The following is a 15,786-nucleotide window of genomic DNA, read 5'->3' as shown; positions in this document are numbered from 1 at the left end:
TTGCATAACTAAATCTCCGGTGAAAGAGTGACCCCATAACTTTTACGCATTATATGCTTTTTCTGGTGTCGTTTGTAACAACTTTGTTTAATGATTGTCAAATCAGATGATTAAAAATTAAAATAATGTTGTTATCGTGACCTATGTCACTGTTCGGGATAAAACCCGACAAACTATATGTAGGTTAATTGTAATGATTTTGTGAACGTCCTATACTGCCGCCAGGTCTCCGGAATAACCTGCAATCCCGAGCCAACCAGCGTTGTAACGTGTCGTTTTAGCATCTGGAAGCAGTGTTTTATATGACGCGTAGTTATAGTAAGGACGCTGTCTGACCCGCACGCAGACCGGAGGAAGGAAATCCCGTCGTCTTTCAGGCTACAGGTGTCTTCATCTTCTGTACCCGAAGTCCAAAGGGAATAATAAGAACAGCATGTGGGCGTTATTCATGATAAGAAATGTGAAAAAACAAAGACCTGTCAATCTGGATCTACAAACGATCCGGTTCCCAATCACGGCGATAGCGTCCATTCTCCATCGCGTATCCGGAGTGATCACCTTCGTGGCGGTCGGGATTCTGTTGTGGTTATTGGGTACCAGCCTTTCCTCCCCTGAAGGTTTCCTCACCGCGTCATCCATTATGAATAACTTCTTTGTGGAGTTAATTCTGTGGGGGATCCTGATTGCGCTGGCCTATCACGCCGTTATGGGCATTCGCCATCTGTTAATGGATTTTGGCTATATCGAAGAAACCCTCGAAGCAGGGACACGCTCCGCCAAAATTTGTTTCGTTATTATTGTCGTGCTTTCACTTCTCGCAGGAGTCCTCGTATGGTAAGCAACGCCTCCGCATTAGGACGCAATGGCGTACATGACTTCATTCTGGTTCGTGCTACCGCTATCGTTCTGACGTTATACATCATCTATATGGTCGGCTTCTTCGCCACCAGCGGCGAGCTGACGTTTGAAATCTGGACCGGTTTCTTCTCATCGGCATTCACCAAAGTCTTCACCCTGCTGGTACTTTTCTCCATCTTGATTCATGCCTGGATCGGCATGTGGCAGGTGTTGACCGACTACGTTAAACCTCTGGCTGTGCGCCTGATTCTGCAACTGGCTATCGTCGTTGCGCTGGTGGTTTACGTCATTTATGGATTTGTTGTGGTGTGGGGTGTGTAATGAAACTGCCAGTCAGAGAATTTGATGCTGTTGTGATTGGTGCCGGCGGCGCAGGTATGCGCGCGGCGCTGCAAATTTCCCAGAGCGGTCAGACCTGTGCACTGCTCTCCAAAGTGTTCCCAACCCGTTCCCATACCGTATCTGCGCAGGGTGGCATCACCGTGGCGCTCGGTAATACCCATGAAGATAACTGGGAATGGCACATGTACGACACTGTCAAAGGGTCGGACTACATTGGTGACCAGGACGCTATTGAATATATGTGTAAAACCGGTCCGGAAGCGATTCTGGAGCTGGATCACATGGGGCTGCCGTTCTCTCGCCTCGATAATGGCACCATTTATCAACGTCCGTTTGGCGGCCAGTCGAAGAACTTCGGCGGTGAGCAGGCGGCACGTACCGCAGCGGCGGCAGACCGTACCGGTCATGCGCTGTTGCACACGCTGTACCAGCAGAACCTGAAAAACCACACCACCATCTTCTCCGAGTGGTATGCGCTGGATCTGGTAAAAAATGCTGATGGCGCGATTGTCGGTTGTACCGCGCTGTGTATCGAAACCGGTGAAGTGGTTTACTTCAAAGCCCGCGCCACCGTGCTGGCGACCGGCGGTGCTGGCCGTATTTATCAGTCCACTACTAATGCCCACATCAACACCGGTGACGGTGTGGGTATGGCTATCCGCGCTGGTGTGCCGGTGCAGGATATGGAAATGTGGCAGTTCCACCCAACCGGTATCGCCGGTGCGGGTGTTCTGGTAACAGAGGGTTGCCGTGGTGAAGGTGGCTACCTGCTGAACAAACACGGCGAGCGCTTTATGGAGCGTTATGCGCCGAACGCGAAAGACCTGGCGGGTCGTGACGTGGTGGCGCGTTCCATCATGATCGAAATCCGTGAAGGTCGCGGTTGCGACGGCCCATGGGGTCCGCACGCCAAGCTGAAACTCGACCACCTGGGTAAAGAAGTACTGGAATCCCGTCTGCCGGGCATTCTCGAACTGTCTCGCACCTTCGCTCACGTTGATCCGGTGAAAGAGCCGATCCCGGTTATCCCAACCTGCCACTATATGATGGGCGGTATTCCGACCAAAGTCACCGGCCAGGCGTTGACCGTAAACGAGCAGGGCGAAGATGTGGTGATCCCTGGGCTGTTCGCAGTAGGTGAAATTGCCTGCGTATCCGTTCACGGCGCCAACCGCCTGGGCGGCAACTCGCTGCTGGACCTGGTGGTGTTTGGTCGTGCGGTGGGTTTGCATCTGCAAGAATCTATCGCCGAGCAGGGTGACCTGCTGGATGCGACCGAAGATGAAATCGATGCTTCTCTGGCGCGTCTGAACCGCTGGAACGGTAACCGCAACGGTGAAGACCCGGTGGCCATTCGCAAAGCGCTGCAAGAATGTATGCAGCATAACTTCTCGGTATTCCGCGAAGGCGATGCGATGGCGAAAGGTCTGGAAGAGCTGAAAGCGATTCGCGAGCGTCTGAAAAATGCCCGTCTGGACGATACCTCCAGCGAGTTCAACACCCAGCGCGTTGAGTGCCTGGAGCTGGACAACCTGATGGAGACCGCGTACGCCACCGCAGTATCTGCAAACTTCCGTACTGAAAGCCGTGGCGCGCATAGCCGCTTCGACTTCCCGGAACGTGATGATGAAAACTGGCTGTGCCATTCCCTGTACCTGCCAGAATCGGAATCCATGACACGACGTCAGGTCAATATGGAACCGAAGCTGCGCCCGGCATTCCCGCCGAAGATTCGTACTTATTAATGCGGAGACAGGACAATGAAACTCGAGTTTTCAGTTTATCGCTATAACCCGGATGTTGACGACGCTCCGCACATGCAGGATTACACCCTGGAGGCGGAAGAAGGGCGCGACATGATGCTGCTGGATGCGTTGATGCAGCTGAAAGAAAAAGACCCATCGCTGTCGTTTCGCCGTTCCTGCCGTGAAGGGGTCTGCGGCTCCGACGGTCTGAACATGAACGGTAAAAATGGACTGGCCTGTATCACACCTATTTCTGCGCTGAATCAGCCGGGCAAGAAAATTGTCATTCGCCCGCTGCCGGGCTTACCGGTTGTGCGCGATTTGGTGGTAGACATGGGGCAATTCTACGCACAGTATGAGAAGATTAAACCTTACTTGTTGAATAATGGGAAAAATCCGCCGGCTCGTGAGCATTTACAAATGCCTGAGCAGCGTGAGAAGCTCGATGGGCTGTATGAATGTATTTTGTGTGCATGCTGCTCAACGTCCTGCCCATCATTCTGGTGGAACCCGGACAAGTTTATTGGCCCGGCAGGCCTGCTGGCCGCGTATCGCTTCTTAATTGATAGCCGCGATACCGAGACCGACAGCCGCCTGGAAGGTTTAAGTGACGCTTTCAGCGTATTCCGCTGCCATAGCATCATGAACTGCGTCAGCGTATGTCCTAAAGGGCTGAACCCGACGCGCGCCATCGGCCATATTAAGTCGATGTTGCTCAAACGTAGTGCATAAATAGTTGTTGTTGCCGGGGAAGTGATTCCCCGGTAGTGCAGGAAACCTCTAAAAACTGCCACATTGATAGCAATAATCGTAGCCTGAACAGCGAAGATTATTAGACAGTTTTTAAAGGTTCCTTAGCGGACGCAGAAAACACGACAGTCCGCAACAAGTGAACCCCGGCACGCACATCGGTGTGCGTGGTAGTATCCACGGCGAAATACTCGTCATAGATCACGTTGCATGTGCGTTGGCTGCGCTTGCTCACCCCGGTCACTTACTGGATGTAAGCTCCCAGGGATTCGCAAGCTTGCCGCCTTCCTGAAACGTGATCTATTTAGAGTATTAAATAAGCAGAAAAGATGCTTAAGGGATCACGATGCAGAACAGCGCTTTGAAAGCCTGGTTGGACTCTTCTTACCTCTCTGGTTCTAACCAGAGCTGGATAGAACAGCTCTATGAAGACTTCTTAACCGACCCTGACTCGGTAGATGCTAACTGGCGTTCGACGTTCCAGCAGTTACCTGGTACCGGAGTCAAACCGGATCAACTCCACTCAAAAACACGTGATTATTTCCGTCGGCAGGCGTTGATTACCCCACGTTACTCTTCTTCTATTTCCGACCCTGATGCCAATGTGAAGCAGGTTAAAGTCCTGCAGCTCATTAACGCCTACCGTTTCCGCGGTCATCAGCATGCGAATCTCGATCCGCTGGGACTGTGGCAGCAAGAAAATGTGGCAGATCTGGATCCGTCCTTCCACGATCTGACCGATGCGGATTTCCAGGAAAGCTTTAACGTAGGTTCTTTTGCCGGCGGCAAAGACACGATGAAGCTGAGCGACCTGGTTGTCGCGCTGAAACAAACCTACTGCGGCCCGATTGGCGCCGAGTATATGCACATCACCAGCACCGAAGAAAAACGCTGGCTTCAACAGCGTATTGAGTCTGGCCGTGCCGCGTTCAGTAGTGAAGAGAAGAAACGCTTCCTCAGCGAACTGACGGCAGCGGAAGGTCTGGAACGCTACCTGGGTGCGAAGTTCCCGGGCGCAAAACGCTTCTCGCTGGAAGGTGGAGATGCGTTAATCCCAATGCTCAAAGAGATGATCCGCCACGCCGGCAACAGCGGTACCCGTGAAGTGGTGCTGGGTATGGCGCACCGTGGTCGCCTGAACGTTCTGGTTAACGTACTGGGCAAACGCCCGCAGGAACTGTTCGACGAATTTGCGGGCAAACATAAAGAACACCTCGGCACCGGTGACGTGAAGTACCACATGGGCTTCTCGTCGGATATCGAAACCGAAGGCGGTCTGGTGCACCTGGCGCTGGCGTTTAACCCGTCGCACCTGGAAATCGTTAGCCCGGTGGTTATCGGCTCCGTACGTGCACGTCTGGATCGTCTGGACGAGCCAAGCAGCAATAAAGTGCTGCCAATTACCATTCACGGTGATGCGGCGGTAACCGGGCAGGGCGTGGTTCAGGAAACCCTGAACATGTCGAAAGCGCGTGGTTATGAAGTGGGCGGTACCGTGCGTATCGTCATCAACAACCAGGTGGGCTTTACGACCTCTAACCCGCTGGATGCGCGTTCTACTCCGTACTGCACCGACATCGGTAAGATGGTTCAGGCGCCGATTTTCCACGTTAATGCGGATGACCCGGAAGCGGTCGCTTTCGTGACGCGTCTGGCGCTGGATTTCCGTAACACCTTCAAACGCGATGTGTTCATCGATCTGGTGTGCTACCGCCGTCACGGCCACAACGAAGCCGACGAGCCGAGCGCAACTCAGCCGCTGATGTATCAGAAAATCAAAAAGCATCCGACCCCGCGTAAAATCTACGCTGACAAGCTGGAAGCGGACAAAGTCGCGACGCTGGAAGATGCGACCGAAATGGTCAATCTGTATCGTGACGCACTGGATGCTGGCGAATGCGTGGTGAAAGAGTGGCGTCCAATGAACATGCACTCCTTCACCTGGTCGCCATACCTCAACCACGAGTGGGACGAAAACTACCCGAACAAGGTTGAAATGAAGCGTCTGCAGGAGCTGGCAAAACGCATCAGCACCGTGCCTGAAGCCGTTGAAATGCAGTCGCGCGTCGCCAAAATTTACGGTGACCGTCAGGCCATGGCCGCAGGCGAGAAGCTGTTCGACTGGGGTGGCGCAGAGAATCTGGCTTATGCCACGCTGGTTGACGAAGGCATTCCGGTACGTTTGTCGGGTGAAGACTCCGGTCGCGGAACCTTCTTCCACCGCCACGCGGTGATTCATAACCAGGCGAACGGTTCAACTTACACGCCGCTGCAGCATGTGCATAACGGTCAGGGCACGTTCCGCGTATGGGACTCCGTGCTGTCTGAAGAAGCGGTACTGGCGTTCGAGTATGGTTATGCCACGGCAGAGCCACGCACGCTGACCATCTGGGAAGCGCAGTTCGGCGACTTTGCCAACGGTGCGCAGGTGGTTATCGACCAGTTCATCTCTTCCGGCGAGCAGAAGTGGGGCCGTATGTGCGGTCTGGTTATGCTGCTGCCGCACGGCTATGAAGGTCAGGGTCCGGAGCACTCCTCTGCACGTCTGGAACGTTATCTGCAACTTTGCGCTGAGCAAAACATGCAGGTTTGCGTCCCGTCCACCCCGGCACAGGTTTACCACATGCTGCGTCGTCAGGCGCTGCGTGGGATGCGTCGTCCGCTGGTGGTGATGTCACCGAAGTCGCTGCTGCGTCATCCGCTGGCGGTGTCTACGCTGGACGAACTGGCAAATGGCACCTTCCTGCCAGCCATTGGCGAAGTCGATGAACTTGATCCGAAAGGCGTGAAGCGCGTCGTGATGTGTTCTGGTAAGGTTTATTACGACCTGCTGGAGCAACGCCGCAAGAATGGCCAAAAAGATGTTGCCATTGTGCGCATCGAACAGCTCTATCCGTTCCCGCATAAAGCGGTGCAGGAAGCGCTGAAACCGTTTGCTCATGTACATGATTTTGTCTGGTGCCAGGAAGAGCCGCTCAACCAGGGCGCATGGTACTGCAGCCAGCATCATTTCCGTGAAGTAATTCCATTTGGGTCAGCTCTGCGTTATGCAGGTCGCCCGGCCTCTGCCTCTCCGGCAGTAGGATATATGTCCGTTCACCAGAAGCAGCAACAAGATCTGGTTAATGACGCGCTGAACGTCGATTAAATAAAGGATAAATAATGAGTAGCGTAGATATTCTTGTTCCCGACCTGCCTGAATCCGTAGCGGATGCAACGGTTGCAACCTGGCACAAAAAACCGGGCGATGCAGTACGTCGTGATGAAGTACTGGTAGAAATCGAAACTGACAAAGTGGTACTGGAAGTACCGGCATCAGCGGACGGTATTCTTGATGCGGTTCTGGAAGAGGAAGGGACAACCGTCACTTCTCGCCAGATCCTTGGTCGCCTGCGTGAAGGCAACAGCACCGGTAAAGAAACCAGCGCTAAGTCTGAAGAAAAAGATTCTACTCCGGCACAGCGCCAGCAGGCGTCTCTTGCTGAGCAGAACAACGATGCCCTGAGTCCGGCGATCCGTCGCCTGCTGGGTGAGCATAACCTCGAAGCCAGCGCTATCAACGGCACTGGTGTCGGCGGTCGTATTACGCGTGAAGATGTTGAAAAGCATCTGGCTAAAGCACCGGCGGCGAAAGCCGAAGCCAAAGCGCCGGCCGCTGCGCCTGCGCCACAGGCTCAACTGGGCGCGCGTGGTGAAAAACGTGTTCCGATGACCCGTCTGCGCAAACGCGTAGCTGAGCGTCTGCTGGAAGCGAAAAATTCCACCGCGATGCTGACCACGTTTAACGAAGTCAACATGAAGCCAATCATGGACCTGCGTAAGCAATACGGTGATGCGTTCGAGAAACGCCACGGTATCCGTCTGGGCTTTATGTCTTTCTACGTGAAAGCGGTTGTTGAAGCGCTGAAACGCTATCCGGAAGTGAACGCGTCCATCGACGGCGATGACGTGGTTTATCACAACTACTTTGATGTCAGCATGGCGGTCTCCACGCCACGTGGTCTGGTAACGCCGGTCCTGCGCGATGTGGATCTGCTGGGTATGGCAGACATCGAGAAAAATATTAAAGAACTGGCAGTCAAAGGTCGCGACGGCAAGCTGACGGTTGAAGATCTGACGGGCGGTAACTTCACCATCACTAACGGTGGTGTGTTCGGTTCCCTGATGTCCACGCCGATCATCAACCCACCGCAGAGCGCCATCCTGGGTATGCATGCCATCAAAGACAGGCCGATGGCGGTAGACGGCAAGGTTGAAATCCTGCCGATGATGTATCTGGCGCTGTCTTATGACCACCGTCTGATCGATGGTCGTGAGTCAGTAGGCTTCCTGGTAACCATTAAAGAGTTGCTGGAAGATCCAACGCGTCTGCTGCTGGACGTGTAGTTAATAAGAGTATCACCTGCCCCGTAGGTCTGGATGCTTATCAGACCTACGGGTAAAAGATAACGATTACCTGAAGGATGGACAGAACACATGAACTTACATGAATATCAGGCAAAACAACTTTTTGCCCGCTATGGCTTACCGGCACCGGTGGGTTATGCCTGTACTACTCCGCGTGAAGCAGAAGAAGCCGCTTCAAAAATCGGCGCTGGCCCGTGGGTAGTGAAATGTCAGGTTCACGCTGGTGGCCGCGGTAAAGCGGGCGGTGTGAAGGTTGTGAACAGCAAAGAAGACATTCGCGCTTTTGCTGAACACTGGCTGGGTAAACGTCTGGTTACTTACCAGACAGACGCCCATGGTCAACCGGTAAATCAGATTCTGGTTGAAGCAGCGACCGACATCGGTAAAGAACTTTACCTCGGCGCAGTTGTTGACCGTAGCTCCCGTCGCGTGGTCTTCATGGCCTCTACCGAAGGCGGCGTGGAAATCGAAAAAGTAGCGGAAGAGACCCCGCATCTGATCCACAAAGTGGCACTCGATCCGCTGGCAGGCCCAATGCCTTACCAGGGACGTGAGCTGGCGTTCAAACTGGGTCTGGAAGGTAAACAGGTTCAGCAGTTCACCAAGATCTTCATGGGTCTGGCGACTATCTTCCTGGAGCGCGACCTGGCGCTGATCGAAATCAACCCGCTGGTTGTCACCAAACAGGGTGACCTGATCTGCCTCGACGGCAAACTGGGCGCTGACGGCAACGCGCTGTTCCGCCAGGCTGACCTGCGCGAAATGCGCGACCAGTCTCAGGAAGATCCGCGTGAAGCGCAGGCTGCGCAGTGGGAACTGAACTACGTAGCGCTCGACGGCAACATCGGTTGTATGGTTAACGGTGCGGGCCTGGCAATGGGTACCATGGACATTGTTAAGCTGCACGGTGGCGAACCGGCTAACTTCCTTGACGTGGGCGGCGGCGCGACCAAAGAGCGCGTGACCGAAGCGTTCAAAATTATCCTCTCTGATGACAATGTTAAAGCCGTACTGGTTAACATCTTCGGCGGTATTGTACGTTGCGACCTGATCGCTGACGGTATCATCGGCGCGGTAGCAGAAGTAGGTGTAAACGTTCCGGTCGTGGTACGTCTGGAAGGTAACAACGCTGAACTCGGCGCGAAAAAACTGGCTGATAGCGGCCTGAATATTATTGCAGCGAAAAGTCTGACGGATGCAGCTCAGCAGGTTGTTGCCGCAGTGGAGGGGAAATAATGTCAGTTTTAATTAATAAAGATACCAAGGTTATCTGCCAGGGCTTCACCGGTAGCCAGGGGACATTCCACTCCGAACAAGCGATTGCTTACGGTACGCAGATGGTTGGCGGCGTAACGCCAGGTAAAGGCGGCACCACGCACCTGGGCCTGCCGGTGTTCAACACCGTGCGTGAAGCTGTAGAAGCGACGGGCGCAACCGCCACAGTTATCTACGTTCCGGCACCGTTCTGCAAAGATTCCATTCTGGAAGCAATCGATGCTGGTATCAAACTGATTATCACCATCACCGAAGGTATCCCAACGCTGGATATGCTGACCGTGAAAGTGAAGCTGGATGAAGCTGGCGTGCGCATGATCGGCCCGAACTGCCCAGGCGTTATCACCCCGGGCGAATGTAAAATCGGCATCATGCCGGGCCACATTCACAAGCCGGGCAAAGTGGGCATCGTTTCCCGTTCCGGTACCCTGACCTATGAAGCAGTTAAGCAGACTACCGACTACGGTTTCGGCCAGTCTACCTGTGTTGGCATCGGCGGCGACCCGATCCCGGGCTCTAACTTCATCGACATCCTGAAGCTGTTCCAGGAAGATCCGCAGACTGAAGCGATCGTCATGATCGGTGAGATCGGCGGTAGCGCGGAAGAAGAAGCGGCTGCGTACATTAAAGATCACGTCACCAAGCCGGTGGTTGGCTACATCGCGGGCGTCACAGCGCCGAAAGGTAAGCGTATGGGTCACGCTGGTGCCATCATCGCCGGCGGTAAAGGTACAGCGGATGAGAAATTCGCGGCTCTTGAAGCTGCAGGCGTGAAAACCGTTCGCAGCCTGGCCGATATCGGCGAAGCACTGAAAACCGTTATTAAGTAAGCCATAAAAATACAGCCCTGACTTTCTGCATGGTCAAGGGCTGGTCTAATTTCGACATGGTTGGCCATCTGATGATGGCCTTTTTTATTTTCTGTCATCCCGCATCATGCAATTTGATCACAATCATCTTCACAAATGAGATTATTTTTTGCGGCGAGCATCATTCTTTCTTTTGCCTGGATTTTGCATATTACCGCCTTTAATCATATTAAGGTTGGAGGATGGCGTGTCGCTGAAAATTCAGGATGATTACTTACCATGTTTTTTCTCTATAGCAGAAGTCTTCTCCAATGCGACGGGGTTAGCAACGGTAGTCGTTGATGTTACAGGCAGAGCTCTCTCTGATTGCCATAATTTTAATTCATTCTGTAAGCTGATGAGATCGAATAAACGCTACAGTGTTGGTTGCCAAACGTGCGATAAACAGTGTGTTTTTGAGGCACTGAAACAGTGTAAGCCCAGAATATTCAACTGCCATGCAGGGCTAAGTCTGTTCTCCATACCATTAATTTATGAGGAGAATCTGCATGGTTTTATTATCTGTGGTCAGGTTCGGGCTAAGTACCAGGAATATAAAACCATCATTGTTGAAGATGAATCACGATGGATGTGTGATCCTCAAATAAAAGCCGAGTGGGATCAGCTTGTTGCGGTTGATAATAATACGTTGGTGGCATCGGCTAATTTATTGCATTTTATTATTAACAATTTTGAGGTGCAAAAAAAACAATCTGAAGTGGTATTCGATAAACCGGCAAGTAACGTCCGGCACTATTTAACGGAGCTTTCTCGTCATGAGAAAAAACTACTGGCGGCACTGCGTTATATTGATGATAACCTGTATAGTGACTTATCTCTGGAGTCTGTGGCGGCACATGTCTGTTTAAGTGCAAATTATTTCAGCCGATTTTTTAAGAAGCGCCAGGGCGTTAACTTTAAAACATGGGTGAGTCAGAAAAAAATGCAAAAGGCGGGGGAGTTATTACACGATCCGGTTCATTCAATAGACAGTATCGCCCGGAAACTTCAGTACGCACAAACCAGCTATTTTTGTCGCGTTTTCCGGGCGGCGCATCAAACATCACCCCAGTCTTTTCGTCACGCCAGACTCTCGCAGTAAAGATGTTCAGGGAGGTCGATAGCGGCAGGAATAAAAGACAGACGATCGCTCAGCGTGACGACATCGCCAATGACGATCAGTGCAGGCGGCGTAATGTTGGCTTCCTGCGCATTGCTCAGTAACGAGCCGAGGGTACAGGTCAGCCGGCGCTGATTCTCCCGGGTCGCGGACATGATGATGGCCGCGGGCGTCTCCGCCGGTTTCCCACCCATCAACAGTTCTTCACAAATAAACGCCAGATTCGCAATACCCATAACGATAACCAATGTACCGTTAAGTTTCGCCAGTTGACGCCAGTCCTGCTGCTGGTTGCCTTCGCGTGTATGACCGGTCACCACGTGAAAACCAGAGGCGTAATCGCGATGTGTTACCGGGATCCCGGCACAGGTTAATCCCCCAATGGTTGAACTGATACCGGGGACGACTTCAAAAGGGATCCCCGGCTCAATAAGCCCTTCAACTTCTTCGGCCCCACGACCAAATACGTAGGGATCGCCACCTTTTAAGCGCACGATATTGTGATGCGTCTGGGCATACTGAACGAGAAGCGCGTTGATTTCATCCTGTGGCACACAATGAAATCCCGGATTCTTACCGACATTGATAAGCTCACAGTCAGCGGATGCCCATTCCAGAATCTTAGGATTGACCAACCTGTCGTAAATAATGACATCTGCTTGTTTAATGCACATCACTGCTTTGAGGGTGAGTAATGAAATATCACCGGGACCTGCGCCAACGAGCCAGACCTTTCCGAAAGTTTTCACATTGTGTCCTTTATCACGTCTAACAAAAAAAGGCAGAACCACTCCGGAGAATGATTAAAAGCAGTCGTTTGCCTGTAAGTTATAACGCTGAATTTTCCTAAATTATCACAAGGATAATATTGATTAATCTCGCAAAGTTTTTTCCACAATAAACAAGATGACTTGAAAAATTATTAAGAACTTATTGGCGCTATGTGTCTGAATTTAACCTTAATTAAATTGTGTTTATTGTTGTGCTTGAGTATTATTGGTTAATATTTATCCGCCATCAGTATGAACAAATCATGGATTGGATCAATGACATCAATGCCTGAAATAAAATATAACACTCGATGTTTATTCGGGTGATATGAATTATTTTTTATAAATTAAACTATTTTTGTACGCTGCATATGGAAGAGGTTATGAGAGGAAAAATACCCAAAACGGAGTTGCTGGTAACTTTTGAAGTGGTTGCGCGTCACGAAAGTTATACCCGGGCAGCTGAAGAGCTGGCTTTAACACAAAGTGCTGTTTTCCGCCAGGTGAATGCGCTAGAGGATTTTCTTAATACAGCGCTATTTAATCATGCCAAAAAGCGCATTTTTTTAAATGCGGCAGGCAAACACTATTTAACTATTGTTAAAGAAACACTGAACAAGCTTGAACGAGATACGACGACGATCATGACATGGCAGCCGACCGTACAAGTGATCGAACTGGCGGTTAACCCGACGTTCAGTACGCACTGGCTGATCCCAAACCTGCGTGAGTTCAATAAACTCAATCCTGATATTATCGTTAATATTCATTCTCTGGCGAATATTGGTGATTTTCTTAACCGGGAATATGACGCAGCGATCATGCGGGAAGATTTTTACTCGCCGTGGTCGGGGGTCGAGTACCTGTTCGAAGAGGAAATTCTGCCAGTGTGCAGCCGTTGCTTGCTTGCTGAACCGGACCGGAAGCTGTCCGTCGATGAACTGCTGAACGAATACCCGCTGTTGCATCAAAGTACCCGCATCAAAGGCTGGCAGGAATGGTTTGCGCTGTCCGATGTCAGCAGTCCGCTGGTGAATAAAGGTCCGCGATTTGATCTGTTGTCGATGCTGATTGCGGCGGTACGTTCCAATCTTGGCGTCGCATTGCTCCCCCGTTTTGCCATTCAGCACGATCTGGATAGTGGGGATATGGTGATTCCTTGCGATGTTCCAATGCGTACCGGGAATCGATTTATCATGACGTGGCGGGAGGAAAAATCAGAGTCCCTTCATTTGGAGATCTTCCGCAACTGGTTGCTAAATAAATCCGTGATGTCGGCTGCCTGATGGCGGCTTGCGCCTTATCAGGCCTACAGGTTTCGGTGTTCACCATAGGCCCGATAAGCGTATCGGTTTTGGGTAAATCGCCGGATGCGGCGTAAACGCCTTACCCGGCAAAAGAGCGATTACCAGTCGATCCCTGGCTGTGCCTGAATGCCGCTATCAAAAGCGTGTTTAACCGGGCGAAGCTCGCTGACCGTATCGGCAAGTTCAAGTAACAGCGCATGGCAACCGCGCCCGGTGACGATCACGCTCTGGTCGGCAGGGCGATTTTCGATGGCGCTGATTACCTCCTGCGTATCCAGATAGTGATAAGCCAACATATAGGTGAGTTCGTCCAGTACGACCAGATCGTAATGCGCATCAGCCAGCATGCGCTTACTTTCCTGCCACACAGCGGTGGCCGCCTCGATATCGGCTTCCCGGTTCTGGGTTTCCCAGGTAAAACCGGTACCCATAATATGAAACTCCACGCCGAGAGGGTGCAGTGTGTTGTACTCGCCATTATCCCACTGGCCTTTAATAAACTGCGCGACGCCAACGGTTTTTCCGTGACCAACCGCGCGTGTCGCCGTGCCGAAGGCTGCGGTAGATTTTCCTTTACCATTGCCGGTGAAGACAATCAGAATCCCTTTCTTCTCCGTTGCCGCCGCCACGCGGGTATCAACCTGCGCTTTCAGCTTCTGCTGACGCTGGCGATGTCGGTCATTGTTGGCTCGCGCTTCCATGATAGCTCCTTAATGTCCTGCCGGGCAGGTTGCGCAGCGATGCTGCTGCTCAAACTGACTGAAGAAGTTATTGCCTTTGTCATCTACTAATACGAACGCAGGCATATTTTTAACTTCCATCATCCACACCGCTTCCATGCCCAGTTCGGGATACTCAAGGCACTGCAGGCTCTTCACATACTGCTGGGCCAGCAGAGCCGCTGCGCCGCCAATGCTGCCGAGGCTAAATCCACCGTGTTTGTGACAGGCATCAGTGACCTGCTGACTGCGGTTACCCTTGGTGAGCATAATGAGACTTCCGCCTTGTGCCTGGAAAGCATCGACGTACCCATCCATGCGTCCGCCGGTTGTCGGCCCCATTGAACCGCAGGCCTGGTTTTCGGGGGTTTTGGCGGGGCCGGCGTAATAAACGATATGTTTTTTCATGTATTCCGGCATCGGTTCGCCGTTATCCAGGCGCGCTTTGATGTTTGCGTGGGCGATATCTCGGGCAACAACAATTGGGCCGCTTAACGACAAACGAGTCCCGATGGGCAGGGCGGAAAGGTCATGCAGGATTTCGCGTAACGGACGGTTCAGATCCAGTTGAACTGTCTGGGCGCCATTTTCCACCCGCTGTGAATCAGGGATAAATTTGCCCGGGTTATGCTCGAGTTTCTCCAGCCAGATACCGTGTTTGTTAATTTTGGCTTTGATGTTGCGGTCGGCAGAACAGGAGAGGGCCATGGCGATAGGGCAGGAGCCGCCGTGGCGCGGTAAGCGAATTACGCGAATATCGTGGGCAAAGTATTTGCCGCCAAACTGCGCGCCGATGCCAAACTCGCGGCTGGCATTGAGCAGTTCGGCTTCCAGTGCTGTATCGCGGAACGCCTGACCCAGCTCGTTCCCGCTGGTGGGCAGGTTATCGTAATATTTGGTTGATGCCAGTTTGGCTGTCTTCAGCGCCTGATCGGCGGACAAGCCCCCAACCACGAAAGCGATGTGGTACGGCGGGCAAGCGGCGGTACCCAGCGATTTCATTTTTTCGATCAGGAAGGCTGTGAGCTTTTCCGGCTGCAGAATGGATTTGGTTTCCTGGAATAGCGCCGCCTTATTGGCAGAACCACCGCCTTTGTTGACGAACAGGAATTTATACTCATTACCCGGCGTGGCGCTGATGTCGATTTGCGCTGGCAGGTTTGTCTGGGTATTGACCTCGGTATACATGTCCAGCGGGGCATTTTGCGAGTAACGCAGATTGTTTTCGGTGAAGGTGGTATATACGCCTTTGCTCAAAGCTTCGGCGTCATCGCCGCCTGTCCAGACATGTTGTCCTTTGCAGGCCACAATGGTTGCCGTCCCGGTGTCCTGACAGTTAGGCAGGACGCCTTTGGCCGAAACCTCAGCGTTGCGCAGCAGTTGTAATGCGACGTACTTATCGTTACCGCTGGCCTGCGGGTCGTGCAAAATGCTGGCTATCTGTTTCAAATGTCCGGCGCGCAGAAAAAATGAAGCCTCATAAAATGCCTGCTGTGCTAATAAGGTTAACGCTTCAGGCGCTACCTTAATCACTTCCTCTCCGTCTAACTCCGTTACCGTTACGTGCTGGTTACTCAGTAATTCATACTCGGTATTATCTTTACTCTGAACAAAGAGTTCCTGCCAGACAAATGGTTTAGACATG

General features: G+C 52.2%; 13 protein-coding genes. 10 read left to right on the top strand and 3 right to left on the bottom strand.

Features of this window, described 5'->3' with window-relative positions:
* Positions 1–433 precede the first annotated feature (433 nt).
* The 9 genes from sdhC to SK32_RS09400 all read left to right on the top strand — a co-directional run bounded on the left by sdhC (position 434) and on the right by SK32_RS09400 (position 11,327).
* The gene (gene sdhC, locus SK32_RS09440) at positions 434–838 is read left to right on the top strand and encodes a succinate dehydrogenase cytochrome b556 subunit (RefSeq protein ID WP_003831406.1); all 405 of its coding nucleotides are present in this window, start codon (positions 434–436) and stop codon (positions 836–838) included.
* Entirely contained in the window at positions 832–1,179 is a 348-nt protein-coding gene (gene sdhD / locus SK32_RS09435) for a succinate dehydrogenase membrane anchor subunit (protein WP_048212255.1), read from the top strand. The genes sdhC and sdhD overlap by 7 nt, the downstream gene beginning before the upstream one ends.
* The gene (gene sdhA, locus SK32_RS09430; protein ID WP_003022919.1) at positions 1,179–2,945 is read left to right on the top strand and encodes a succinate dehydrogenase flavoprotein subunit; all 1,767 of its coding nucleotides are present in this window, start codon (positions 1,179–1,181) and stop codon (positions 2,943–2,945) included. The genes sdhD and sdhA overlap by 1 nt, the downstream gene beginning before the upstream one ends.
* A gap of 15 nt (positions 2,946–2,960) precedes the next feature.
* Positions 2,961–3,677, top strand: a complete 717-nt coding sequence (sdhB, locus tag SK32_RS09425) for a succinate dehydrogenase iron-sulfur subunit SdhB (protein ID WP_032948848.1) — start codon at positions 2,961–2,963, stop codon at positions 3,675–3,677.
* A 364-nt stretch (positions 3,678–4,041) separates the two neighbouring features.
* A complete protein-coding gene (gene sucA / locus SK32_RS09420) occupies positions 4,042–6,843 on the top strand; it encodes a 2-oxoglutarate dehydrogenase E1 component (protein WP_048212254.1) in 2,802 nt (933 codons plus the stop codon).
* Positions 6,844–6,857: 14 nt separating this feature from the next.
* On the top strand, positions 6,858–8,081 hold the full coding sequence (odhB, locus tag SK32_RS09415; RefSeq protein WP_048212253.1) for a 2-oxoglutarate dehydrogenase complex dihydrolipoyllysine-residue succinyltransferase: 1,224 nt from the start codon (positions 6,858–6,860) through the stop codon (positions 8,079–8,081).
* A 90-nt stretch (positions 8,082–8,171) separates the two neighbouring features.
* On the top strand, positions 8,172–9,338 hold the full coding sequence (sucC, locus tag SK32_RS09410; RefSeq protein WP_003022927.1) for an ADP-forming succinate--CoA ligase subunit beta: 1,167 nt from the start codon (positions 8,172–8,174) through the stop codon (positions 9,336–9,338).
* Positions 9,338–10,207, top strand: a complete 870-nt coding sequence (sucD, locus tag SK32_RS09405; protein ID WP_003022929.1) for a succinate--CoA ligase subunit alpha — start codon at positions 9,338–9,340, stop codon at positions 10,205–10,207. Before sucC ends, sucD begins: the two co-directional genes overlap by 1 nt.
* Before the next feature lie 226 nt (positions 10,208–10,433).
* Positions 10,434–11,327 (top strand): PocR ligand-binding domain-containing protein, encoded by an 894-nt coding sequence (locus tag SK32_RS09400; RefSeq protein ID WP_048212252.1) that lies wholly within the window; start codon positions 10,434–10,436, stop codon positions 11,325–11,327.
* Here SK32_RS09400 and cobA read toward each other — a convergent pair.
* Positions 11,306–12,094 carry a uroporphyrinogen-III C-methyltransferase gene (gene cobA / locus SK32_RS09395; protein ID WP_048212251.1) on the bottom strand — a complete coding sequence of 263 codons (789 nt, stop codon included), beginning with the start codon at positions 12,092–12,094 and terminating at the stop codon, positions 11,306–11,308. The two genes, SK32_RS09400 and cobA, sit on opposite strands and share 22 nt — an antisense overlap.
* Before the next feature lie 404 nt (positions 12,095–12,498).
* Between cobA and SK32_RS09390 the strand changes: the two genes are divergently transcribed.
* Entirely contained in the window at positions 12,499–13,401 is a 903-nt protein-coding gene (locus SK32_RS09390) for a LysR family transcriptional regulator (RefSeq protein ID WP_048212250.1), read from the top strand.
* Between the two features lie 119 nt (positions 13,402–13,520).
* Here SK32_RS09390 and cobO read toward each other — a convergent pair whose 3' ends face one another.
* Positions 13,521–14,123: a cob(I)yrinic acid a,c-diamide adenosyltransferase gene (gene cobO, locus SK32_RS09385; protein ID WP_048212249.1), complete on the bottom strand. Its 603-nt coding sequence runs from the start codon at positions 14,121–14,123 to the stop codon at positions 13,521–13,523.
* 9 nt (positions 14,124–14,132) lie between these two features.
* Positions 14,133–15,785, bottom strand: a complete 1,653-nt coding sequence (locus SK32_RS09380) for a class I fumarate hydratase (RefSeq protein ID WP_048212248.1) — start codon at positions 15,783–15,785, stop codon at positions 14,133–14,135.
* Between the last annotated feature and the right edge of the window lies 1 nt (position 15,786).

The organism is Citrobacter sp. MGH100 (assembly GCF_001034465.1).
Lineage (GTDB): Bacteria > Pseudomonadota > Gammaproteobacteria > Enterobacterales > Enterobacteriaceae > Citrobacter > Citrobacter youngae.
This window is presented reverse-complemented; position numbering and strand designations above follow the sequence as displayed.